Source organism: Methylobacterium oryzihabitans, assembly GCF_004004555.2.
Taxonomy (GTDB): domain Bacteria; phylum Pseudomonadota; class Alphaproteobacteria; order Rhizobiales; family Beijerinckiaceae; genus Methylobacterium; species Methylobacterium oryzihabitans.
On the sequence record NZ_SACP01000045.1, the window covers coordinates 1 to 23,229 of the forward strand.

Consider the following 23,229-nt stretch of genomic DNA (forward strand, 5'->3'; position numbering starts at 1 on the left):
GGCTTCGTCTCGGCGGCGGCCGGCTTCGGCTCGGCCGAGGGCGGTCTGGCGTCGCCGCGCGGCGCGGCGTCGAGGGAGGCGGCCCGGGCCGGCGGCCTGACGACGGGCGCCGCCGCCTTGATGACGGGCTCCGCCTTGATGACGGGCTCCGCCGGTCTGGCGACGACCTCCTGCGGCTTCGCGGCGGGCGGGGCCGGCCTCGCGGTGGGTTCCGCTGCCGCCGGGCGGGGCGTCGCAATCGTGGGCTGTGGCAGGACCGCCGGGGTGAAGCCCGCCGCGGGCGGCGCGAAGGCCGCCGGTGCGAGGGCGCCGGTGACCACCGCGTCGCGCGGGCGCTCCGCGGTCTGGGTCGCCTCCGCCGGCCTGGTGCCGACGGGCGGGATCGCCACGGTGCGGACCGGCGGTCGCGGCGCCGGGTCGGGCTCGGCCGGCCGCGGCGCGTCCGGGGCCGCCGACGCCTTGAGCGCCGGGATCCCGTCGCGGATCTCCGGCATGTCGGCGATGCGCCCGACATGGACCGCCGAGGCGCGCGGCGCCCACAGGGCGGCCACGGACGGATAGGCCGCGACGGCGAGGCCCACGGCACCGGCGGCCGCGCCGCAAGCCGCGGCCGCCCGCAGAAGCACCGGGCCCACGCCGCGGCGGGCCGGCGCCGCCCGCCGTTCGCTCGGATCGATCTCCACAGGCATCATCAGCCGGGCACTCCACGGGTACGCCCTTCGTCCCGTCATGAAGCCGGCGAATCAGGCGTGAAGATGTCGGGCGATGCCCGCGCAAGGGGTGTAGCGCCACATTCGCACGAAATGGTTACCGCGCCCCGGGCCCGGACCGCGAACGTCCGGCCGACGGGCCGTCGACGCGACCTCGCGTCAGGCCGCCGCGCACAAATTCCAGGGCCATCGCTTCAGCGATTGTCCTGGGACGAATTCCCGGCCCGGTTGCCCCCGCGTTCGGTGGCACGATCCGTGCCCCAGAAAGGCCGATGTCCCGATGTCAAGCCCACAAGACAACGGATGCGCCAATGTTTCTGCCGCCACATGACGTGCAGGGCCCCGACCCGATGCCGGAGACGACCAACCGCCTGCGATAATTCGACTTGCGGCGTTTGAATGTTGCGCCGCCCTGAGCTACCAAGGGTGAGCTTCTGCTCGTCCGATTCGTCATTCGCGAAGCTCCGGGGGACAGAAACCCATGTCGTGCAGCCGCATGGGTGAGGCAGCCGTGGCGGCGCCGTCGGAGAGCCGGGGCAGAGCATCGATGGATCATCAGTCCGGGCCTCCGAGCCATCCTCGCGCCGGCTCCGGGGACGAGCCGGCGCCCGTCCGGCGCGACCCGGAGATGCTCGGGCTCCCGGCGGCCGCGCTCCTCGACGCCCTGCCGCACAAGGCGTGGCTGCTCGACGCCGCCGGCGCGACCGCCTACGCCAACGCCCAGGCCCGCGACGGCCATCCCGATCTCGCCGCCGGGGAGACCTGGACCGGCACCGGCATCCACCCCGAGGACCGGCTGCGGGGCGGCGAGGTGCGGGTGGCGGCGATGGCCCGCGGCCAGGCCAGCCGCGTGACCGTGCGCCTGCGCGACCGCGGCGGCGAGTGGATCTGGCACCGGGTCGACACGAGCCCGGTGCCGCGGGACGACGGCGCCCCGGCCTGGATGATGACCGCCGTGGCGACCGAGGAGACCGCCACCGAGCGCAGCCTCGAGACCACCAGCAACCTGCTGCTCCTCGCCCAGACGGCGGCCGGGGCCGGCATCTGGGACTGGAACATGCGCTCGGGGGCGCTGGCGCTGTCGCCGGAGGGCGCGCGCCTGCACGGGCTGCCGGCGCAGGCCTGCACCATCACCTCGGCGACCTGGACCGCCCTGATCGAGGCCGAGGACCGATCCGCCCTGTGGAGCGCGGTCACCCAGGCGGTCTCGACCGACACCCCGTTCATGGTCGAGGTCCGCATCCGCGACGGCAGCGAGGACGTCCGCTGGATCCAGAGCCGCGGGCGGGTGCTCACCGACCCGGCCGGCGTGCCGTCGCGCATCGTCGGCCTGACCCTCGACGTCACCGCCCGCAAGGAGGCCGAGCGGTCGCTCGCCGAGGCCCGCGACCAGGCCGAGGAGGCCAGCCGGGCGAAGAGCGAGTTCCTGGCCACGATGAGCCACGAGATCCGCACGCCCCTCAACGCCGTGCTCGGCTTCACCGACCTGCTGCTCGACCGGCCGCACGACCCCGAGACCCAGCGCCATCTCGGCCACGTCCACGAGGCCGGCTCCGCCCTGCTGCGGGTGGTCGACGACATCCTCGACTTCTCGCAGATCGAGGCCGGGCGGGTCGAGCTGGATCCCCAGCCCTTCGTGGTCCGCGACCTCGTCGACGGCACCGTGTCGATGATCCGCACCATCGCGGCCAAGAAGCAGTTGCGGATCGCCGTCGATCTCGATCCGACGCTGCCGCTGCAGGTCGTCGGCGATGTCGGGCGGGTGCGGCAGGTGCTGCTCAACCTGCTCAACAACGCGATCAAGTTCACCCCGAGCGGGTCGGTGACGCTCTCGGTCCACCGCGAGCGGACCGACGAGGGCGTGGCGTGGCTGCACTTCGCGGTCAACGACACCGGCATCGGCATCTCGCAGAGCCAGCGCGACCGGCTGTTCCGCCGCTTCAGCCAGGGCGACGGCTCGATCCGCCGGCATTTCGGCGGCACCGGCCTCGGCCTCGCGATCTGCCGCCGCCTCGTCGCGCTGATGGGCGGCTCGATCGGGCTCGACAGCAAGCCGGGCCAGGGCTCGACCCTGTGGTTCGTGCTGCCGCTGCCGCCCGCGCCGGAGGAGAGGCAGGGCGCCGACGACGCGGCGCCCGCCCTGCCCGCCGCGGCCGGAGGCCGGATCCTGCTGGCCGAGGACATGCCGCTCAACCAGGAGCTCGTCCGCTCCGCCCTGGCGGCCAGCGGCTACGAGGTCGACGTCGCGTGCGACGGCGCCGAGGCGGTCGAGGCGGTCCTGACCAGGAGCTACGACGTGATCCTGATGGACGTGCAGATGCCGGTCATGGACGGGCTGAGCGCGACCCGGGCGATCCGCCGCCTGCCGGGGCCGGTCTGCCGGGTGCCGATCATCGCGATGACCGCCAACGTCCTGCCGCCGCAGATCGCCCAGTGCCGCGAGGCCGGCATGGACGACCACATCGGCAAGCCGTTCCGCCGCGAGGTGCTGAGCGCCACCATCGCCCGCTGGATGAGCGGCGAGGCCGCCGACACCGCCGCCTGAACCGGGCGGCCGTTCACAGGCGGGCGCGGTGCGCCTATCTCTCGCCGATGCAGTGGCAGGATGACGGCCTCGTTCTCGGGGCGCGGCGGCACGGGGAGACGGGCGTCGTCCTCGAACTGATGACCGAGGCGCATGGCCGCCATCTCGGCCTCGTCCATGGCGGGCGCTCGCGCCGGATGCAGCCGGTGCTCCAGCCCGGCAACCTCGTGCGCGCGGTCTGGCGCGCGCGCCTCGACGAGAGCCTCGGCAGCCTCGCGGTCGAGCCGCTGGAGAGCGCGACGGCCCGGCTGATGGGCTCGCGCCTCGCCCTCTACGGCGTCGGCCACGTCGCCGGCCTACTGCGGCTGCTGCCCGAGCGCGACCCCCATCCCGGCCTGTTCGCGATGGCGAAGGTCCTGGTCGCGCACCTGCACGACGGGGCGGTCGCGCCCGCCCTGATGGTGCGGTTCGAGGTGGCGATGCTGGCCGAGCTCGGCGTCGGCCTCGACCTCGGCGCCTGCGCCGCCACCGGGTCGAACGACTACCTCGCGTACGTCTCGCCCAAGTCCGGCCGGGCGGTCAGCGCCGAGGCCGGCGAGCCCTGGCGCGACCGGCTGCTCGCGCTGCCGGATTTCCTGGTCGACCGGCCGGACCGCCGCGGCCTCAACGCGCCCGGGCCCGAGGACGTTCGGCAAGGGTTTACCTTAACGGGTTACTTCCTCGACCAGCGCGTCTGGCGCCCGCGCGACCTGCCGGTGCCGGAGGAGCGCACGCGATTCGTCGCACTCGGCACCGCGGATGCGGGCTGATGTTCGTGTTATGTTCCGGTCGTGAGACCGCCAGATCGTGAGATGACCGGAGTGGGGCATGGGTAAGCCGTTCGAGCCGCCGGGCGACCGCGAGGGCATCGAGAGCGTCGAGCTGAAGGCGGCGCTCGAGGAGCGCTACCTCGCCTACGCCCTCTCGACCATCATGCACCGGGCGCTGCCCGACGCCCGCGACGGGCTGAAGCCCGTCCACCGCCGCATCCTGTACGCGATGCGGCTCCTGCGCCTCGATCCCGGCAGCGCGTTCAAGAAATGCGCCCGCATCGTCGGCGACGTGATCGGCAAGTACCACCCGCACGGCGACCAGGCCGCCTACGACGCCCTGGTGCGGATGGCGCAGGACTTCGCCCAGCGCTACCCGCTGGTCGACGGCCAGGGCAATTTCGGCAACATCGACGGCGACAACCCGGCGGCCCAGCGCTACACCGAGGCGCGGATGACCGAGGTCGCCCGCCTGCTCCTCGACGGCCTCGACGAGGATTCGGTCGATTTCCGTCCGAACTACGACGGCCAGGAGGAGGAGCCGGTCGTTCTGCCAGCGGCGTTCCCGAACCTGCTCGCCAACGGCTCGCAGGGCATCGCGGTCGGCATGGCGACCTCGATCCCGCCGCACAACGCCGCCGAGCTGTGCGAGGCCGCGCTCTACCTCATCGCCCATCCGGCGGCGACCTCCGAGCAACTGACGACCTTCGTCAAGGGACCGGATTTTCCGACCGGCGGCATCGTCATCGATTCCGCCGCCTCGATCGCCGAGGCGTATCGCACCGGCCGCGGCGGCTTCCGGGTCCGGGCGCGCTGGCAGCGGGAGGATCTCGGCCGCGGCGCCTGGGTCGTCGTCGTCACCGAGATTCCCTACGGCGTGCCGAAGGCGCGGCTGATCGAGAAGATGGCCGAGCTGCTGACCGAGCGGAAGCTGCCGCTGCTCGCCGACGTGCGCGACGAATCGGCCGAGGACGTGCGGGTCGTGCTGGAGCCGCGCTCGCGCAGCGTCGATCCGGTGGTGCTGATGGAATCGCTGTTCCGGCTCACCGAGCTGGAGAGCCGGATCCCGCTCAACATGAACGTGCTGGTCGGCGGGCTGGTGCCCCGCGTGATCGGCCTGTCGGAAGCCCTGCGCGAGTGGCTCGACCACCGCCGCACCGTGCTCCAGCGCCGCTCGCGCCACCGCCTCGCCCAGATCGAGCGGCGGCTCGAGATCCTCGGCGGCCTGCTGATCGTCTATCTCGACCTCGACCGGGTGATCCGGATCATCCGCGAGGAGGACGAGCCGAAGGCCGAGCTGATGCGGGCGTTCTCGCTCACCGAGTTGCAGGCGAACGCGATCCTCGACACCCGCCTGCGCTCCCTGCGCAAGCTCGAGGAGATGGAGCTGAAGCGCGAGCACGACGCGCTGACGGCGGAGAAATCCGACCTCGACGCGCTGCTCGGCTCCGAGCCGCTGCAATGGAAGTCGATCACCCAGCAGATCCGCGCCGTGCGCAAGACCTTCGGGCCGGAGACCGCGCTCGGCCGGCGCCGCACCACCCTGGAGAACCCGCCCGACACCACCGGCATCGACTTCTCGGAGGCGATGGTCGAGCGCGAGCCGATCACCGTGATCGTGTCGCAGAAGGGCTGGATCCGCACCCTCAAGGGCCACGTCGCCGACCTGTCGGCGGTGGCGTTCAAGGGCGACGATTCGCTCAAGCTCGGCTTCCCGACCGAGACGACGGCGAAGATCCTGGTGCTCGCCACCAACGGCAAGGTCTTCACCCTCGACGCCGCCAAGCTCCCGGGCGGGCGCGGTTTCGGCGACCCGATCCGGCTGATGGTCGACCTCGACGAGGGCACCGAGATCGTCACCGCGTGGCCCTCTCGCGCCGGCACCCGGCTGCTGATGGGGACGAGCGACGGGCGCGGCTTCACGGTGCCGGTCGACGGCCTCGTCGCCAACACCCGCAAGGGCCGCCACGTCGTGACCCTGGAGGACAAGGCGGTGGTGAGCCACTGCATCGAGGTCGGCGACGGCGACCACGTCGTCGCCTGCGGCGACAACCGGCTGCTCGTGGTGTTCCCGCTCAACGAGGTCCCGGAGATGGCCCGCGGCAAGGGCGTGCGGCTGCAACGCTACCGCGACGCCAGCCTCGCCTACCTGTCGGTCATCAGGCTCGCCGAGGGGCTGACCTGGCCCGACAGCGCCGGCCGCACCCGCGCCGTCGTCGGCGAGGAACTCGCCAAGTGGGTGTCGCATCGCGGCACGGTCGGGGCGATGGCCCCGCGCGGCTTCCCGAAGACCAACCGGCCGTGAGCCTGCGGGTGGCACGGCTGTCCAGGGGAAATTCCTTTTAAAATCAAGCGCGGGATCCCCTCTCCCGAGTGGGAGAGGGGTAGGGGTGAGGGTGGCTCGGCCACAGAATAAAACGCCGGCTGTCGAGCTACGCGGCTCAACTGTGATTTCTTTATCCTGGACCCGAGCCACCCTCACCCCCGGCCCCTCTCCCACTCGGGAGAGGGGAGACGCGCCACTTCTTTTTCCCGGGCGGCCCTTCCCTCGAATCCGCCGCGCACAAAAAAAGGCGGCTCTCGCGAGCCGCCGGAGGAAGTCCGGATCGGGAAGGGGGAGGGGCTCCCCTTCCGCCCTGTTCTACTCGCGCTCGCCCGTCAGGTTGAGCAGGAGCTGGAACATGTTGATGAAGTTGAGGTAGAGCGACAGCGCCCCGAACACCGCGAGCTTGCTCGTCGCCTCGTGGCCCCAGTGCTCGGAATACTGTTCCTTGATCGACTGCGTGTCGTAGGCGGTCAGTCCGGTGAAGATCACCACGCCGATGACCGAGATAGCGAATTGCAGCGCGCTCGACCCGAGGAAGATGTTGACCACCGAGGCGAGGATCAGCCCGATCAGGCCCATCATCAGGAACGAGCCCATCTTCGACAGGTCGCGCTTGGTGGTGTAGCCGTAGAGGCTCGTCGCCCCGAACATCCCCGCGGTGATGAAGAACGTGCGGGCGATGCTGGCCCCGGTGAAGACCAGGAACACCGAGGCCAGGGACAGACCCATCACGGCGCAGAAGCTCCAGAACAGGGTCTGGGCGGTGGCGGCCGAGATGTGCTCGATGCGGAACGACAGGAACAGGATGAAGCCGAGCGGCGCCAGCATCACCACGTACTTGAGCGGGGTGCCGAAGATCGGCTGGGCCAGGGCCGGGGTCGAGGCGACGAAGAACGCGACGAGGCCGGTCAGGGCGAGGCCGAGGCCCATGTAGTTGTAGACCCGCAGCATGTGCTGCCGCAGGCCCTCGTCGAAGGCGGCGCCGGCGGGGACGGTCTGCGCCTGCCAGGCGTAGGGGCTGTTCATCGGGGGCTCCGGTTGGGGGCGGACACGGGTCGTCGCGACGCATCGCGGCGCCGGTCAGGATCGAGAAGGGACCGGGACGGCGACGCCCCGGGAACAGGTTCAGGGGCGCAGGGCGGCGAGCTGGGCCGCGGCGCGGCCGAGGGCCGGCTCGTTGGCGCCGCTGAGGGCGTAGGCGGCGTGGCCGTCCTTCCAGTAGATCGTCACCGCGTCGCCCGAGCGGGCGGTCTCGGGGGCGATCGCCGCGGCGTCGCGGGTGCGGGTCGCGAACAGCGCGACCTCGCCGAGCGACCCGGCCCGGATCGCGACCTCGACCCCGGCGCCGCTGCGCGCGGGGAACACCTGGAGGTCGTGGACCTGCCAGTCCTGCGGCAGGTCGGGCAGGGTGATGCCGGTCGCGGCCTCGACCTCCTTGCGGTCGTAGGCGGGGGTCGGGCGCTGCGAGGCCATGCGGGCGCGCACCAGCGCGGTCTGGCGCGCCTGGATCGCGTCCTCGACGAAGGCCGGCGAATGCGGCGCGGCCTCCAGCCCCGGCACCCCGAAGCTGCCGGTCTCGGCATGCATGAGCCAGCCGGCCCCGACCAGCATCGCGATCACCGCCGCGCGCTGGAAGCGGGCGCCGATGCGACGCCAGACCAGGGCGCGGTCGAGCCGGCGTGCCGCCGCGGCGATCCGCTCGGGGACCGGGGCCGGCCGCAGGTTCGGATGCGCCGGTGCGAAGGCGGCGGTGAGGGCGTCGCGGCCGCGCAGGTCGGCCATCACCCGGGCGGCGATCTCCGGGTTGTCGGCGAGATGGCCCTCGACCTCGATCCGGCGTCCGAGATCGAGCTGGCCGTCGATATAGGCGTTCAGGTCCGCTTCGGTGACCGGATCGATCATCGCTCCATTCTCCTCTTGCGGATTCACGACTGGCCGGCGCCGCCCTGGACCACCCGCAGCCGGGGGGCGCGGGACGTCTCGGGCGTCTCGGCCTGGGTCTGGGCCTGCCGGCCGGCGCCGCTCTCGAAGTTGCGCAGGGCCGCGCGTCCGCGGCCGAGCCGCGACATCAGCGTGCCGATCGGGATGCCGAGGACGTCGGCGGCCTCCTGGTAGGCCATGCCCTCGATCGTCACGAGGTGCAGCGCCGCCCGCTGCTCCTCGGGCAGGCGGTCGAACGCCTCGCGGATCTGGGCGAGGCGCACCTGCCCTTCCTGGGGCGCCGGCACCGCCTCGCCCGAGATGTGGGCGAGGGCGTCGGCGTAGCGCGCCTCGACCTTGCGCCGGCGCTGGTCGTCGATGAAGGCGTTGTGCAGCACCGTCATCAGCCAGGTGCGCAGGTTGGTGCCCGGCCGCAGGTTGCCGCCGCGCTCCAGCGCCCGCACCAGCGTGTCGTGGACTAGGTCGTCGGCCTGGACCGGATCGCGGGTGAGCGAACGGGCGTAGCGCCGCAGGGGCACCAGCAGGTCGACGACGTCGAGGCGCTTGCGAGGTCTCATGTCCTGTGAACGGGCGGGGAGGGGTTCGTCATCCCGCGCGCGGCGATTTTCCTGCATCGAGGGCATCCGGGGAAGTGCCACGCGCCCGCCCCCGCCGCGTGCGGCCCGGGTGCCCACGGGCGGGAAGCGGTGCGCTTCTCCCGGCCGGACGAGGCCCCGTTCGACGCCGCCCGCACGAGGTGGCCGTCCCGGGCGCCCGCTCGCCCGGCTTCTGTCCCGCCGCAGCAGGCTCGTGAGCGCGGACGGGCGATCCTCGTTCGGGAGGCTCACGTCACGCCGGGGCCCGAAGTTCCACTCGCCGGCAATCCCCGAGGACGTCGGCACGGAGCGTGACGCCGTACCCGGCCGCGTCCAGCACCGGGATCGTCCCGCCCGAGACCCGCTCTTCGATCGGGTTCTCCAGCAGCTCGGTGTGGCCCGGGATCCTGGCCCAGTACGGGAAGTGCTCCTGGAGGGCGATGTTCGGAGTCGCGGCGCTGAAATGCATCGCGATCGCCGTCGACAGGGCGCTGGCGCAGACGTGCGGCTGAACCTTGACGCCGTAGGCCTCGGCCATCGCGGCGATCTTGCGGCCCTCCAGGATGCCGCCGGTGTTGCCGAGGTCGGGCTGCAGGATGTCGATGGCGCGCCCGGCGAGCAGGTCGCGAAAGCCGTAGCGGGTGTAGACGCGCTCGCCGACGGCGATCGGCTGGGAGATCCCGGCGGCGATCTTGGCCAGCGCCTGCGGGTCGAACGGATCCGCGGGCTCTTCCACGAAGGCGATGTCGAAGTCCTCGACCTCGCGGCAGAAGCGGATCGTCTCGTCGGGGGTGAGGCCGCCGCTGAGGTCGAGCATCAGCGAAGGCCCGGGCCCGAGGGCGGCGCGCAGGGCCGCGACGACCGCGACGCCCCGCCGCCGCAGGTCGCCGTCCGACACGCCGCGGCGCGACGGGTGCCGGAGCCGGCCGGTCTCGAGGATCGTCGCGAGGGGATAGGCCTTCAGCGCGTCGTAACCGTCGGCCACCGCCGCCGCGGCGAAGCGCGGCAGGTCGGCGGCGTCGGTGCAGCCGAAGTACCAGCCGTTGGCATAGGCCGGCAGCGCGTCGTGGACGCGCCCGCCGAGAAGATCGTAGGCGGGCACGCCGAGGGCCCGCGCCTTGATGTCGACGAGCGCCTGCTCGATCGCGCTCATCGCCGCGAAGACGACAGGGCCGCCGCCCTTGGCCCAGAAGCTCTGGTCGACCATCTCCGACCAGATCGCCTCGATCCGGAACGGATCGCGGCCGAGGACGCAGCGCTCGCAGAGTTCCCCGATCATCGCGGCCGCCGCCGTTCCGCCGAGGCCGTAGGCGAGCGCCGCCTCGCCGAGGCCGACCGTGCCGTCGTCGGTGGTCATCTCGAGGATGACCGGCCGCAGGCCGCCGCTCTCGACCACGTAGACGCGGATCCGTCGCACCCGCATGTCAGAGCGTCCGGCACAGGCGCAGCGCGTCGAGCACCGCCGCGTGCACGTTCCGGCTGGCGACCGCGTCGCCGATCCGGTGCAGCTCGATCCCGGCCTCGGGCCGCCAGGTCAGCGGCTGCGCGGTGCCGGCGAGGAGCGCGTCGAGATCCGTGACGCCGTCATTGGCCGAACGGGGCCGGAGCGCGTGGTAGAGGTCGTCCGCCGGCCGCGTGCCGTGCTCCACCAGGATGCGGTCGGCGTCGCGCTCGATGGTCTCCTCGGTGGCGAGGTTGCGGAAGGTCGCGACGAGGCGGTTGCCGCGACGCTCGACCCCGACGATGGCGTGGTCGAAGGTCGTCGGCACGCCAAGCTCGTAGATCCGCTTCTTCCAGATGATGCGCTCGGCGTAGGTCAGTTCCTGGGCGAGCTGGGCGTCGATCGACACCAGCTGCACCTTGCGGCCGTCCTGCGCCGCGGCCTCGGCGGCCTGGGGACCCGGGTGGCGCCCGGTGCCGTCGTAGACCAGGATGTCGCCGGAGAGCGGCAGCGTGCCGCCGATCACGTCCCAGACGCTGTCGCAATGCTCCGCGCCGGGGATCCAGTCGATGTCGGGTACGCCGCCGGTGGCCACGACGACCGCGTCCGGCGCCTCGGCGAGCACGTCGTCCGCCTCGGCGTAGCGGTTGGTCTCCACCCGCACCCCGAGGCGCCGGATCTCCTCGGCGCGCCAGTCGACGATGCCGATCACGTCGCGCCGCCAGCTCGCTCGCTGGCCGAGCAGCAATTGACCGCCGAGCTTGGGCCCGGCCTCCAGCAGCACGACCGCGTGGCCGCGCAGGGCCGCGACCCGGGCCGCCTCCAGGCCGGCGGGGCCGCCGCCGACCACCACGACCTTGCGGCCGGCCCGCTCGGAGCGGGGGATCTCGTGGGGCAAGACCCCCTCGCGTCCCGTCGAGGGATTGTGGAGGCAGTGCGGCCGGTGGGGCGACTGGCAGTGGGTCGCCCCCACGCAGGGGCGCACCCTGTCCTCCTCGCCGGCCGCGATCTTGCGCACGATGTGCGGGTCGGCGATGTGGGCGCGGGTCATCGCCACCATGTCGAGGAGCCCCTCGCGGATCGCGTGGCGGGCGGTCGCGATGTCGGAGACCCGGGCGGCGTGGAAGACCGGCAGCCCGACCTCGCGCTTGAACGCCCCGACCTGGGCCAGCCACGGCGCGATCGGCGAGGCCATGCCGGGCATGTTGTCGACGGCGAGCGCCCGCTCGGTGTCCATCCGGCCGACGATGGCGTTGAAGAAGTCGAGCATGCCGGTGCGCTCGAGGAGCTGCGCCACCTTGATGGCGTCGCCCGCCGACAGGCCCGATTCGCCCTCGTCGACGGCGTAGCGCATGCCCACCACGTAGTCGTCGCCGACCTCGCGGCGGATCGCCTCGAAGACGTCGAGGGCGAAGCGGCAGCGATTCTCCAGCGACCCGCCGTAGCGGTCGGTCCGCCGGTTGGTCGCCGGCGAGAGGAACTGGCCGATGAGGTGGCCGCCCGCCAGGGTCTCGACGCCGTCGAGGCCGCCGTCCCGGCAGCGCCGCACTGCCGCGGCATAGGCCTTCACGACGCGCCGGATGTCGTGGTCGTCCATCTCCTTGGGGAAGGAGCGGTGCAGCGTCTCGCGGATCGCCGAGGGGCCGATCGTCGGCAGCCATCGGTCGCCGTAGGGCTCGCCGCGGCGGCCGAGATGGGTGATCTGCACCATCAGCGCCGCACCCTCCTGATGCATGCGCGCCGAGAATTGCTGCAGCCAGGGGATGATCTCGTCGGTGCCGACGTTGAGCTGGCGGAAGATGTTGGGGCTGTCCGGCGCCACGTTCGAGGAGCCGCCGAACATGCTGAGGCCGATCCCGCCCTTGGCCTTCTCGAGGTGGTAGAGCTGGTAGCGCTCCCTCGGCATGCCGCCCTCCTCCAGGCCGGCGGCATGGCTGGTGCTCATGACCCGGTTGCGCAGGACGAGGTTCTTGATCCGCAGCGGCTGGAGCAGCGGGTCGCGGGACGTCGCGGCGGACGGGATGATCGCTTCGGCTAACGGCATGGGAACTCTCCGGACAGGGAGGGGGACGGGGCGGAGCCGCCCCGGGCGAGGGGAGGAGGGGGAGCGAGGCCGAGCAGTTGCGCCTCGCGCCGGACCGTCGCCGCGACGAGGCGTTCGCCGAGGGCGCGGGCATCGAGCGCGGTGATCGCCGCCTCGGTGGTGCCGCCAGGGGTGGCGGTGCGCGCGACGACGTCCTCGAAGCGCGCGCCCTCGGCGAGGAGGGCGGCGAGCGCCGCGACGGATTCCACCATCATGGCGCGCAGCTCCGCCGGGCCCGAGACGGTGGCCCGGGCGGCGTTGGCGTCCAGGAAGGCCGCGCAGAACGCCGCCAGGATCGCGGGCGCGGATCCGGCGAGGTTCGCGGCGACGCGCCCGTCCGCCGGATCCACGACGACCGGACGGCAGAACCGGCGGAGCAGGGCGACGACCCGCTCGACCTCGCCGGGCCCGGCGCCGGGGCCCGGGGTGACGAGGGCGACGCCCCGCCCCACGGCCTGCGCCGGCGAGGGGATCACCCGGACGATCGGGCGGTCGCAGAGGGGCCCGAGATCCCGGAGCGGGATCGCGTTGGTGACGACGACCAGGAGGGCATCCGCCCGCATGTGCGGGGCGAGCGCCGCCACCTCGGCGCGATACGCCTCCGGAGGCACGCACGGCACCACCATGTCGGCCTCCGCGGCGAGGCGCGCGGCCTCCAGGGTCGCCACGCCGGGCCAGGACGCCGCCGCGGCGGCGGTCCGCGCCGGATCGCGTCCGGCGACGACGACCCGCGCCTCCGGGGCGAAGCGGCGCAGGGCCGTGAGCAGCACCGTTCCGATCCGCCCGAGCCCGATCAGGCCGACCGTCGGTGCCGGCGCGGGGGGAGGGGGGGCGGTGGTCATGGAATGCACGTCATGGGACTCGAACCTCCCTCGTGGGGCAAAGCGGGGGCGGTGTGCCGCCCCCGGCGTTCGGGCACGCGCCCGCCATCGCCCGGTGCCGGAGGGGCACGCGGACGGGGCTCGCCTCGTCTTCCATTCAGAGCCTGTTTGACTCTCGATCTAAAGAACAAGCTCCCTTTCCCGGACGACTGGAACGCAGTGGAAGGAGATCCGGGATCCAGCACAACAAGTCGCGAAGCGTCCATACCCAGCGACAGTGCTGTCAGGCTGAGCCGCTTCGGGGCACATCTGACGTCTGGATCCCGGATCTCCTTCCGCTATCGCTTCAGTCGTCCGGGAAAGGGGTGCTTCGCGCGATGAATACGATGGACCATCGCTCAAACAGGCTCTCACAAGATGTCCGCCTGATCTGTTCCTTCACCAGTCAAGCGCGGGATCCCCTCTCCCGTGTGGGAGAGGGGTAGGGGTGAGGGTGGCTCGGTGTCAGGCCTAAGCAACAACGGTCGAGCTGGGCAGCTCAACGGTTCGCGGCTCATTCTGAACACGAGCCACCCTCTCGCGGGCCACAGGCCGGTGCGGGATCTTCGATCCCCCGGCCCCTCTCCCACACGGGAGAGGGGAGACGCGCTCGATACTGACCCGTCCCGATCACGCGAACACGGCATCAGAGAACCTGGCTCAGGAACTGCCGCGTCCGCGGGTCCTGGGCCTCGCGAAAGATCCGGTCGGGCGGTCCGTCCTCGACGATGACGCCGCCATCCGTGAAGTAGACGTGGTGGGCGACCTCGCGGGCGAAGCCCATCTCGTGGGTCACCAGGATGCAGGTCATGCCCTCGGCGGCGAGTTCCCGGATGGTGGCGAGCACCTCCTTGACGGTCTCGGGATCGAGCGCCGCGGTCACCTCGTCGAACAGCATCACCTCGGGGCGCATCGCGAGGCTGCGGGCGATGGCGACGCGCTGCTGCTGCCCGCCGGACAGCTCGCCCGGATAGGCGCGCTCCTTGCCCGTCAGCCGCACCTTGGCGATGAGGCTCAGCGCCCGCTCCTCCACCTGCGCCCGCGGTTCCCGCAGGACCTTGAGGGGCGCCAGCATGACGTTCTCCAGCACCGTCTTGTGCGGGAACAGGTTGTATTGCTGGAAGACGATCCCGACCTTCCGGCGCAGGGAGAGTTTGTCGAGCTTCGGGTCGTTGACCTCCTGCCCGTCGACGGTGATCGAGCCGTCCTGGATCGGGCTGAGGCCGTTGATGCAGCGGATCAGGGTCGACTTGCCGGAGCCCGACGGCCCGATGATGCACGCCACCTCGCCCTTGCCGACATCGAGGCTGATGCCCTTCAGCACCTCGAAGGCGCCGTAGGACTTGCGGACGTCGCGCAGCGAGACGAGGGCGCGGCGATCCTGGGGGATGGCTGCCGGCCCCGCGGCGATGGGATCAGCGAACAGCATAGCGGCGCTCCAACAGGCGCGTCCACACCGCGATGGGATAGATGTAGACGAAGAACAGACACAGCAGGAACAGGTAGAACGGCAGCAGAAGCTCCGGGCGGGCGCCGGCCGCCTCCATGCTCGCCTGGGCGTTCGACACCGCCTCGTGCACGCTGAAGATCGACGCCATCGGGGTCGACAGGGTCAGCAGGGCGTACCAGTTCATCCAGGGCGGGATGCCGCGGCGGATGCATTGCGGCAGGATGATGTAGCGCAGGGTCTGCCCGCGGGTGAAGGCGAGGCCCTCGGCCGATTCCCACTGTCCCGTCGGGATCAAGCGCACCGCGCCGCGCAGGATCTCGCTGATGTTGCCCATCACCGGCAGCGCGAAGGCCAGGGTGGCCTTGACCCAGTCCGGCAGCGGGATCCGCCCTCCGCCCGGCAGCCGGATCTCGATCGGCAGGAGGTACATCACCAGGAACAGGATCACGAGCCAGGGCGAGTTGCGCAGGAGATGCGTGACGAACCGCGCCGGCAGCCGGATCAGCGGAGCCTCGCTGATCTGCATCAGGCCGAGCCCGATCCCCAGCACCGTCGCGATCGCCATCGCCAGCACGCTCATGGCGAGGTTGAGGGCGAAGCCGCGCAGGATGAACGGGGCGTAGTCGATCAGGGCGGCGAGCGCCGAGGACGGAGACCCGAGGGTGCCCAAGCGCGTCGCCGCCGCGGCGAGGGAGACCGCGAGGGCCAGGAGCACGACCGCGACGTGCCAGGCCCTCAAGCCCCGCAGGACCCCACCGTCGCGCAGGCGCGCCATGCCGAGCTGGAAGGCCGGCTGTCTCATCGGCCGTATCCCGGGAGCACGAGCCGGCGCTCGACCGCGTGCAGGCCGGCGGCCAGCAGCGTCACGACGGTGATGTAGAACCCGAACAGGACCAGCATCATCTCCGGAACGTTCAGGTTGTCGGACCAGACCTGATTGAGCACGTAGGTCATCTCCGGAACCGTGATGATGTAGGCGAGCGACGTCGTCTTGGCCAAGCTGACGAGGTTGTTGGTCAGCGCCGGCAGGCTGATGCGGAATGCCAGCGGCAGCGTGACGTAAAGATAGGTCTGGAGGCGCGAGAAGCAGAGGCTCTCGGCGGCCTCCAGGGTCGCGTCGGGTACCGCCTCGATGCCCGCCCGGAAGATCTCGACGTTGAAGGCGCCGCCGAAGATGCCGAGCGCGATCACCGCCCAGGCGAAGGAGGAGATCACCGGCTGGCTGTACCCGCCCATGTCCACCGCCGGCGTGAAGGCCCCGAGGCCGAAATAGAAGAACAGGAGCTGGATCATCGGCGGGGTGTTGCGGAACGCCTGGATGTAGGCGTCGACGCCCCAGCGCAACGCCCGGGAGCGGGCGCTCTGCGCCCAGGCCCCGAGCACCCCGATCACCAGCGACAGCGCCAGCGACCAGCCGATGAGCTGGAGGGTCGTCGCCGCGCCCGCCAGGAACCGGCCGTATTCGTACGGATCGTAGAAGACGTTGAAGTTCCACCCCGTCCGGTCGTTCAGGTCGCGGAAGAACGGCCCGATCAGTTCCAGCATCGCGTCTGCCTCAATGTTCGAGCCGGGCCTTGCGTTGCGGCGTCCGGGCGATTCCGAACGGGAGTCGCCTCGCCGGCCCGCGGCGCGTGAGCGGAGGCGACTTCCGCCGTGCGACGCGATCCGACAGGATCGCCCGACGCCACCGGCCGGGCGTCGGACGAGACCTCGGCCTCACTTGAGGTAGGAGGTGTCCCAGCGCATCTTCTGGTTCTGCTGGGCGAACCAGTCCGAGAGGGTCACGCCCCACTTCCGGCCGAGCTCGATCAGCGTGCCGCTGGCCTGCCAGCGATAGGCCATGCCGGTCATGAAGGTGCCCCAAGCCTTGTCGCGCTCGTCGAGCGGCACGGCGGCGGCCCAGGGATTGTTGTAGAGCACCGGGACGGGCATCTCGTAGCCCTCCCATTCCGGCTGGGCGAGGTCGGCCATGATGCTGACGTCGTCGTAGAGCCAGGCGACGCACTTGCCCGCGCGCAAGCCCTCCTTGCCCTCGGTGTTGCCCGCGAAGGCGATCAGGTTCGCCTGCAAGTCGGTCTGCACCTGCTTGTTGTAGTAGTTGCCCTGCTTGCCGCAGACCGGCTTGTTGGCGATGTCCTTCCAGTCCTTGATCGTGCCCTTCCTGGCCAGCAGGGTCGGCCCGGACGACCAGTAGGCCGGCTCGATCATCCCGACGATCTTGCGGCGGTCGCTGGCATCGTACATGCCGCCGATGATGAGGTCGATCTTGCCCTGCTGGAGGTAGGGGATGCGGTTGGCCGAGGTGATGACGACCGGCTCGAGCTTGACCCCGAGCGTGTCGGCCACCGACTTGGCGAGATCGACCTCGATCCCCTGCAGGGTTCCGTCGGGCGCCGGGAAGGACCACGGCTTGAAGGCGCCCTGAAGCCCGACCCGCACCACGCCGCGTTCGAGGATCTCCTTCAGGCGGTCGGCCGCGCTCGCGGGCGATGTCGCGAGGGTGCCGGCCAGAAGGGCCGCCACGGCCGCCCCGGTTCTCGTGCGTCTGCCCTGCATCATGTCTCTGCCTCCATCCTGGCGGTCGACATCCCGTCGGCCGCTCGCCGCCCGAACCGGGAATCCTGCTGTTGCATGAAGCGCTCGACCTGCCTCGCCGCCTCGCCCGGCGACCATCCGAGCAGGTCGGACACGGACTGCGCCGCGCTCGCGACGGCATGCCGGTCGAGATGGCGGCCCCACGCAAGCCCCGTGCGCGTGTAGAGGAGGCCCTCCAGGTCGCGGGCGTGCTCCGCCACGACGGCGCGGCGCAGCCTCTCCGCACCGTCCGCGCCGGGATCCGGCCGCGGAAGGGGCCGTGGGGGCGGCCGCCCGGATGGCGGGATCACGCGGGCGACCGCGTCCCGCAGCTCGCGGCCGGCGCTCAAGTGGGACATCACCGGCCCCGCGGTCATCGCGAAGATCCCGGGCAGGCCGCGCTCCGCGAGATCGTGGATCGTGCGCACCCGGCGCCCCATCGGCTGCCCGGCAGCAAAGCCGAGCGGCCGCACGCCGGCCCAGGTGAAGACGATGTCGGAGCGCCGCAGCCGCAGGCCGGGAAGGAGGAAGTTGGCCTCGCCGAGCAGGAAGGCGACGTCCTCGTCGGTGGCGACGGCCTCGGTGGCGTCGCCCTCGTAGGGCGTCTCGGTCGGGCCGAAGCAGAACAGATCGCCGCCGAGCGGCAGGCAGTAGAAGGGCAGGCCGCCGCGGTGCAGGCAGGCGATGCCGTGACCGGCATAGCGCGGCGGCAGCCGGACGACGATGTGCGACCCCTTGGTGCCGGTCACGAGCGGAGTCCGCGGCTCCGGCGCGATCCCGGCGAGAACCGCGTCGGACCACGTCCCGGCGAGGTTGAGCACGACCGGCGCCTCGACGGCCTCGACGCCGTTCCGGCCCGACAGGTGCAGGCGCCAGCCGCCGGCCTCCGCGCGCCCGGCGATCGTGGCCCGGGTGAACAGCCGCAGCTCCGCCCCGCCGCGCTCGGCCTCGAGGGCGGCGTCCACGCAGAGCCGGTCGGGCGAGTCGATGATGTATTCGCGATAGGTGGCGATGGCGTGCAGGTGCGCGCGGTCGCGCAGGTCGCCCGCGAAGGGCACGTGCCGGTCGAAGTCCCGCGCGATCCGCCGGTAGTCGAGGGAGGGCCGCGCCGGCCCGAGAGCCGCGAGCAGGCGGAAGCCGAGATCGAGGTGCCAGCCCGCGACGGCGCCGCCGCGATAGACCGGAAAGCACATCGTGAACGGCCGGCAGACCTCCGGCCGCAGGGCGCTCAGCTCGGCGCGCGCCTGCATCGCCGCCCGCGCCATGCCGGCCGCGCCGGCGAGGCGCCGGGGCGAGGACAGGAAGGTGCGCAGCGGCCGCGGCGTCTCGAAGTAGCGCAGGCCGCAATGCAGGATCCGCGACGACCGGCTCGACGCACCGTTGGCGAGGTCGGACATCTCGGCGAGCAGCACCCGGTATCCGGCCGCGGTGAGCTCGCGCGCCGCGCTCGTGCCGTTGATGCCGCCGCCGATGATGACGACGTCGTAACGGCTCGCGCCCAATGCTTGGCTCTGCGGGGCTTTACTCACCGGCTTTCCTCAAAGTCAGCGACCCGACGGAGTGAACGACAAAATCGAGAATGCGCAAAATTGATTGTTCGCGGATCGTTATGCGCGTTTCACATACCGGGCTCAGCCGGGGAATCGCGCCATCAGGCGGTCGCGCTCCGAGGCCACCCGCTCCAGCAGGGCTTCGGCGGCCGAATTGGCCGGGCGCGCGTCGGGGCGCAGGAGCGCGACGTTGAACGGGATGGTCGGCGCGAAGCGCAGCAGCCGGGCCCGCTCGTCGGCCTGCGTCAGGGCGGTGTAGGGATCGACGAGGCCGATCCCGACGCCCTGCTTGACCAGCTCGTACACCGCCATCGAGAGCGGCGCCTCGAACCGGACCTCCAGCGGCACGCCGCTGGTCCGGAAGGCCTGGGGCAGCAACTGCCCCATGGCGGTGAAGGAGGAGCCGACGATGAACGGTTCGCCGCGCAGGTCCGACGGCCCGACCTGGCCCCGCCCGGCGAGCGGATGGCCGCGCGGGACGGCGAGCAGGTAGGGGTGGTCGCTGAAGATCTCGGTGCGGAAGCCCGAGCGCTTCACGGGCATCTCGGCGAAGCCGAAATCGACCTGCTGCGCCGCCGCCCATTCCTCGACCTGGGCCGAGAGTTGCACGTTGAGCAGCACCCGGGTCCGCGGCCAGTCCCGGGCGAAGGCCGCGACCGCCGCCGGGACGAAGCTGAGGCCGAGCGCCGGCAGCACCGCGACCGAGACGCGGCCGCTCTCGCCCTCCGCGACCCGGGAGGCGAAGGTCTTCAGCGAGTCGAGCGAGACGTAGGCCCGCTCGACCTCGTCGAGGAGGAGCTGCGCGGTGGCGGTCGGGACGACCCGCCCGCGGCGGCGCTCGAACAGCTTCGCGCCGAGTTCCGCCTCGAGCTTGTCGAGGAGGCGGCTCACGGCGGGCTGGCTGCGTCCGAGCACCTCCGCGGCCGCACTCACCGTCCCGGTCAGCATGACGGCGCGGAACGCCGCGAGATAGAGCAGTTTCATCGATGGCGGCCTGACGACACGTGCGATCGCGACAGACTACGATCGGGCGCCCTCCCGTGCGACGCGGATCCGGTCCCTGCCCGGCGTCGGGCCCGCCATCGTCCCGGTGCGCCGTCCCGCCGCCGGGCATCGTCAGCGGCCGATCGCGTCGAGGAACTGGTACCAGCCGGCGACGAGCCGGACCACCGGCTCGCGCAAGCCGTAGAGCGGCACGGGCTGGAAGCCGCCGGCGCCGAGGAGCGCCACGTCGGGGGTCTCGCCGAGGGCGAACGAGGCCGCGAGGCCTCCCAGGTGGCTCGACATCGCGACCCCGGCGCCATTGTAGCCCATGGCGAAGCTGATCCGGTCGTCGAGCCGGCCGACATGCGGCAGCGCATCCAGCGTCATCCCGACGAGGCCCGACCAGCGATAGGCGACCGGGGTGTCGGCGAGCGCCGGGAAGGTGCGCACCATCGCCCGCCTCAGGGTCGCGAAGGCGGCCTCGGAATCCTGGCGCCCGAAGGCGCCGCGGCCGCCGAACACCATCCGGTCGTCGACCATGCGGAACCAGCGCATCATCCGCCGGGTCTCGACGCAGATCCGCCGGCTCGGCAGGATCGCGGCGCGCAGGTTGTCCGACAGCGGCTCGGTGGCGAGGATCGCGCTGCGGAACGGAATCAGGCGGGTGCGCAAGGGCGCCGGCGCCGCGGTGAGGTCGGTGTAGCCGTTCGTCGCCACGATCACCCGGCGCGCCCGCACCGAGCCGCCCGGCGTCTCGACCCGGATGCCGCCCGCCTCGCGATGGAAGCGCAAGGCCGGGCTCGCCTCGTGGATCGCGATGCCCTTGGCCGACACCGCCCGGGCCAGCCCCCTGGCATAGTTGAGCGGGTGCAGGCCGCCGGCCTTCTGCGAGAGGACGCCGCCGACGAAATCCTGCGAGCCGGTCTCGGCCGCCACCGCCTCGCGGGGCAGGACCGAAACCGAACCGTCGCCCATCTCGCGGCGCATCCACTCGCCGTCGGCGACGGCCGCCGCCAGGGTGGCGGGCGTGTGGGCGCATTTGAGCTGGCCGACCCGGGCGTAGCCGGCTTCCGCGATGCCGTGCTCGGCGATCAGCCGCTCCAGGGTTTCCACCGAGGCATACGCGATGGCGTGCATGCGCTTGGCCACCGCGATCCCGTGCCGGCCCGCGAGGGCCTGGAACGAAGGGCGGTACTTCGCCGAGACGACGCCGCCGTTGCGCCCGCTGGCGCCCCAGCCGATCGTGCTGGCCTCCAGCACCACCGCGCGCTCGCCGCGCTCCGCCAGCGCCAGGGCCGCCGTGAGGCCGGTATAGCCGCCGCCGACGACCGCGACATCGGCCTGGACGTCGTGGTCGAGCGGCCCGAAGCGTCCGGCCGGCATCGCGCCGGCGGCCCAGAGCGAGGCGGCCGGAGGCTTCGGGAAGGCATCCATGGTCAGGCCCGCCGGCCGGCGAAGGCCGCGTCGACGGCGTCGGCGAGCTTTTCCAGCGTCGGGAAGTGGTAGTCGGGCGTGGTCATCCGCGCGGGCTCGGGCGTGCCGCCGAAGCCGTCGAGGCCCTGGCGGCGCTCGATCCAGCACACGGTGTAGCCGAGGTCCCGGGCGACGCCGATGTCGTGGTACTGGCTCTGGGCGACGTGGAGGATGTCGCTCTGCCGGTAGCCGAAGGCCGACTGGCGGCCGCGGTTGAAGGCGAAGAACTGCGGGTCGGGCTTGGCGACTCCGGTCTCGTCGTAGGTCACGCTGTCGTGGAAGGGCGTGCCGAGCGTGTTGGAATAGAACGAGAAGGCCGAGCGGTCGGCATTGGTCATCGCGACGAGGCGGTAATGCTTGCGCAGGCGCTTCAGGGCCGCCGCCGAATCCGCGAAGGCCGGCCAGCGCAGCACCGAGAGCTGGAACGCGTCGGCATCGGCGTCGGTGTTCGGGAAGCCGAACTCGCTGGCGACATGACGGTAGACGTCGGCGAAGACCTCGCTGGAGCGCCCGTGATGGAGTTCGCGGCCCTTGAGATAGGAGGCGAAGATCCGGGCGTCGCTCAGCTCCTCCGGGCTGCGGCCCGAGGCGGCGCGCATCTGGTCGAGGATGCCCGTCTCGAAATCGATCAGGGTGCCGACGACGTCGAAGGTGAGAACCTTGAAGCTGTCGAGAGAGGGGGCGGACATGGGGAGCCTTTCGGGAGACCGGGGTTCGGGCGCGCTCCGCCGAAGCGGCGACCGCGTCGAGAGGGGCGGGGGGGCGGCGAAGCGATCGCCCGAGGCCCGGCAGGGCGGTCCGGGTCCGACGCCGCGATCGCGCGAGAGGCCGCCATCCCGTCCTGTGCCGCCGGACGGAGGGAAGGCTCACAAAATCCGCGTCCGGCTTCAATGTCCAAAAAATCCGCAGGCTCATAACCCGGGGTTATGACGCGTCGAAGCAGCTCCGGCCGAGGCCGAGTTCGGGATAGAGGCGGTCGACCCGGGCGACGTCGGCCCGCATCTCGGCGACGAGCCAGTCCCGCACCGCGGCGACGGAGCGGCGCAGCGGCCGCGAGCGCAGGTGGATGAGCTGGCAGGCCCGCGCCGTGCGGGTGAGCCGGGGCGCCGCCGGCACGAGGTCGCCGGTCGCGAGCCAGTGCGAGACCACGCTCATCCAGCCGAGCGCGACGCCCTGCCCGAGGAGGGCGGCCTGAAGCACCACGGCGTAGTCGGAGAAGTTGAGCGAGGTCCGCGCGCCGTTCCAGCCCGGTTCCGGATCGACCCCCCCGGTCCACATCGGCGAGGAGGCCGTGAGGTTGACGAAGGTGGTGCGGCCCTCCGGGGCGGCCTTGCGACCGGCGAGATAGGCCGGGCTGCAGACCGGCACCATCACCTCGTTCATCAGGAAGACGGCCTCGTGGTCGAGGTCCGGGCCTTCGACGAAGCGCATCCCGAGATCGACGTCGTCGACCGGGCCGGCGAGCAGCGCCGGGATGAGCTGGAAGCGGAAATCGACGGTCGGAAAGGTCTCCTGCAGGACGTTGATGCGCGGCATCAGCCAGTGGGTGGTGAAGGCCGAGGACAGGGAGAGCGTGATCGTGTCGATGCCGGTGCGGCGGACGTCGATCTCGCGCAAAGCCGCCTCGATGCCCCTGAAGCCGTCCGCCACCCGGCGGTAGAGGATCGCCCCGTCGTCGGTCAGCGCGATGCCGTCGCCCGAGCGGTCGATGAGGCGCACGCCGAGATGGCGCTCGAGCTGTGCCATCGCCTTGCTGACCGCCGGCTGGGTCACGTTCAGCTCCGCCGCGGCCCGGGTGAAGCTCATGTTGCGTGCCACCGCTTCGAACACGAACAGGGCGTGATGGGACGGCAGCATGCGTCGAAGCGGGTTCATGGCGCCTCTCGTACGGTTTCCGATTGATCGCCCGGCGATCCCTGCGGGATCGCT

Annotated in this window: 19 protein-coding genes; 3 read left to right on the top strand and 16 right to left on the bottom strand. The window is 71.9% G+C overall.

Annotation, left to right across the window (positions count from 1 at the left end; all coding sequences use genetic code 11):
- Positions 1-692, bottom strand: a 692-nt coding sequence (locus EOE48_RS26590; protein ID WP_127733905.1) for a chemotaxis protein CheA, incomplete at its 3' end; no start/stop codon positions are given.
- A 646-nt stretch (positions 693-1,338) separates the two neighbouring features.
- Between EOE48_RS26590 and EOE48_RS26595 the strand changes: the two genes are divergently transcribed.
- The 3 genes from EOE48_RS26595 to parC are packed head-to-tail and all read left to right on the top strand — an operon-like array spanning position 1,339 to position 6,348.
- A complete protein-coding gene (locus EOE48_RS26595; protein WP_187371561.1) occupies positions 1,339-3,255 on the top strand; it encodes a PAS domain-containing hybrid sensor histidine kinase/response regulator in 1,917 nt (638 codons plus the stop codon).
- Positions 3,256-3,302: 47 nt separating this feature from the next.
- Positions 3,303-4,043: a DNA repair protein RecO gene (gene recO, locus EOE48_RS26600; RefSeq protein WP_127733907.1), complete on the top strand. Its 741-nt coding sequence runs from the start codon at positions 3,303-3,305 to the stop codon at positions 4,041-4,043.
- Between the two features lie 58 nt (positions 4,044-4,101).
- On the top strand, positions 4,102-6,348 hold the full coding sequence (gene parC, locus EOE48_RS26605) for a DNA topoisomerase IV subunit A (protein WP_127733908.1): 2,247 nt from the start codon (positions 4,102-4,104) through the stop codon (positions 6,346-6,348).
- A 336-nt stretch (positions 6,349-6,684) separates the two neighbouring features.
- Here parC and EOE48_RS26610 read toward each other — a convergent pair whose 3' ends face one another.
- From EOE48_RS26610 to EOE48_RS26680, 15 genes are all read right to left on the bottom strand, one after another.
- On the bottom strand, positions 6,685-7,395 hold the full coding sequence (locus EOE48_RS26610; RefSeq protein WP_127733909.1) for a Bax inhibitor-1/YccA family protein: 711 nt from the start codon (positions 7,393-7,395) through the stop codon (positions 6,685-6,687).
- Positions 7,396-7,494: 99 nt separating this feature from the next.
- Positions 7,495-8,271, bottom strand: coding sequence for an anti-sigma factor family protein (locus tag EOE48_RS26615; protein WP_127733910.1), 777 nt, complete (start codon positions 8,269-8,271; stop codon positions 7,495-7,497).
- A 23-nt stretch (positions 8,272-8,294) separates the two neighbouring features.
- On the bottom strand, positions 8,295-8,867 hold the full coding sequence (locus tag EOE48_RS26620; protein WP_127733911.1) for a sigma-70 family RNA polymerase sigma factor: 573 nt from the start codon (positions 8,865-8,867) through the stop codon (positions 8,295-8,297).
- Positions 8,868-9,138: 271 nt separating this feature from the next.
- Positions 9,139-10,308 carry a mandelate racemase/muconate lactonizing enzyme family protein gene (locus EOE48_RS26625; protein ID WP_127733912.1) on the bottom strand — a complete coding sequence of 390 codons (1,170 nt, stop codon included), beginning with the start codon at positions 10,306-10,308 and terminating at the stop codon, positions 9,139-9,141.
- A 1-nt stretch (position 10,309) separates the two neighbouring features.
- Positions 10,310-12,370, bottom strand: coding sequence for an NADH:flavin oxidoreductase (locus EOE48_RS26630; RefSeq protein WP_127733913.1), 2,061 nt, complete (start codon positions 12,368-12,370; stop codon positions 10,310-10,312).
- Positions 12,361-13,251, bottom strand: coding sequence for a pyrroline-5-carboxylate reductase family protein (locus EOE48_RS26635; RefSeq protein WP_127733914.1), 891 nt, complete (start codon positions 13,249-13,251; stop codon positions 12,361-12,363). The genes EOE48_RS26630 and EOE48_RS26635 overlap by 10 nt, the downstream gene beginning before the upstream one ends.
- A 664-nt stretch (positions 13,252-13,915) precedes the next feature.
- On the bottom strand, positions 13,916-14,698 hold the full coding sequence (locus EOE48_RS26640) for an amino acid ABC transporter ATP-binding protein (RefSeq protein ID WP_127733915.1): 783 nt from the start codon (positions 14,696-14,698) through the stop codon (positions 13,916-13,918).
- Positions 14,685-15,521: an amino acid ABC transporter permease gene (locus EOE48_RS26645; protein ID WP_127733916.1), complete on the bottom strand. Its 837-nt coding sequence runs from the start codon at positions 15,519-15,521 to the stop codon at positions 14,685-14,687. The genes EOE48_RS26640 and EOE48_RS26645 overlap by 14 nt, the downstream gene beginning before the upstream one ends.
- On the bottom strand, positions 15,518-16,264 hold the full coding sequence (locus tag EOE48_RS26650; protein ID WP_127733917.1) for an amino acid ABC transporter permease: 747 nt from the start codon (positions 16,262-16,264) through the stop codon (positions 15,518-15,520). Before EOE48_RS26650 ends, EOE48_RS26645 begins: the two co-directional genes overlap by 4 nt.
- 171 nt (positions 16,265-16,435) lie before the next feature.
- On the bottom strand, positions 16,436-17,242 hold the full coding sequence (locus tag EOE48_RS26655) for a transporter substrate-binding domain-containing protein (protein WP_425463693.1): 807 nt from the start codon (positions 17,240-17,242) through the stop codon (positions 16,436-16,438).
- A 32-nt stretch (positions 17,243-17,274) separates the two neighbouring features.
- Positions 17,275-18,822: an FAD-dependent oxidoreductase gene (locus EOE48_RS26660; protein ID WP_127733919.1), complete on the bottom strand. Its 1,548-nt coding sequence runs from the start codon at positions 18,820-18,822 to the stop codon at positions 17,275-17,277.
- A 102-nt stretch (positions 18,823-18,924) separates the two neighbouring features.
- Positions 18,925-19,827: a LysR substrate-binding domain-containing protein gene (locus EOE48_RS26665; RefSeq protein WP_127733920.1), complete on the bottom strand. Its 903-nt coding sequence runs from the start codon at positions 19,825-19,827 to the stop codon at positions 18,925-18,927.
- A 132-nt stretch (positions 19,828-19,959) separates the two neighbouring features.
- On the bottom strand, positions 19,960-21,261 hold the full coding sequence (locus EOE48_RS26670; RefSeq protein WP_127733921.1) for an NAD(P)/FAD-dependent oxidoreductase: 1,302 nt from the start codon (positions 21,259-21,261) through the stop codon (positions 19,960-19,962).
- Between the two features lie 2 nt (positions 21,262-21,263).
- The gene (locus EOE48_RS26675) at positions 21,264-21,989 is read right to left on the bottom strand and encodes an HAD-IA family hydrolase (RefSeq protein WP_127733922.1); all 726 of its coding nucleotides are present in this window, start codon (positions 21,987-21,989) and stop codon (positions 21,264-21,266) included.
- A 235-nt stretch (positions 21,990-22,224) separates the two neighbouring features.
- A complete protein-coding gene (locus EOE48_RS26680; RefSeq protein WP_127733923.1) occupies positions 22,225-23,175 on the bottom strand; it encodes a LysR family transcriptional regulator in 951 nt (316 codons plus the stop codon).
- Positions 23,176-23,229: the final 54 nt, after the last annotated feature.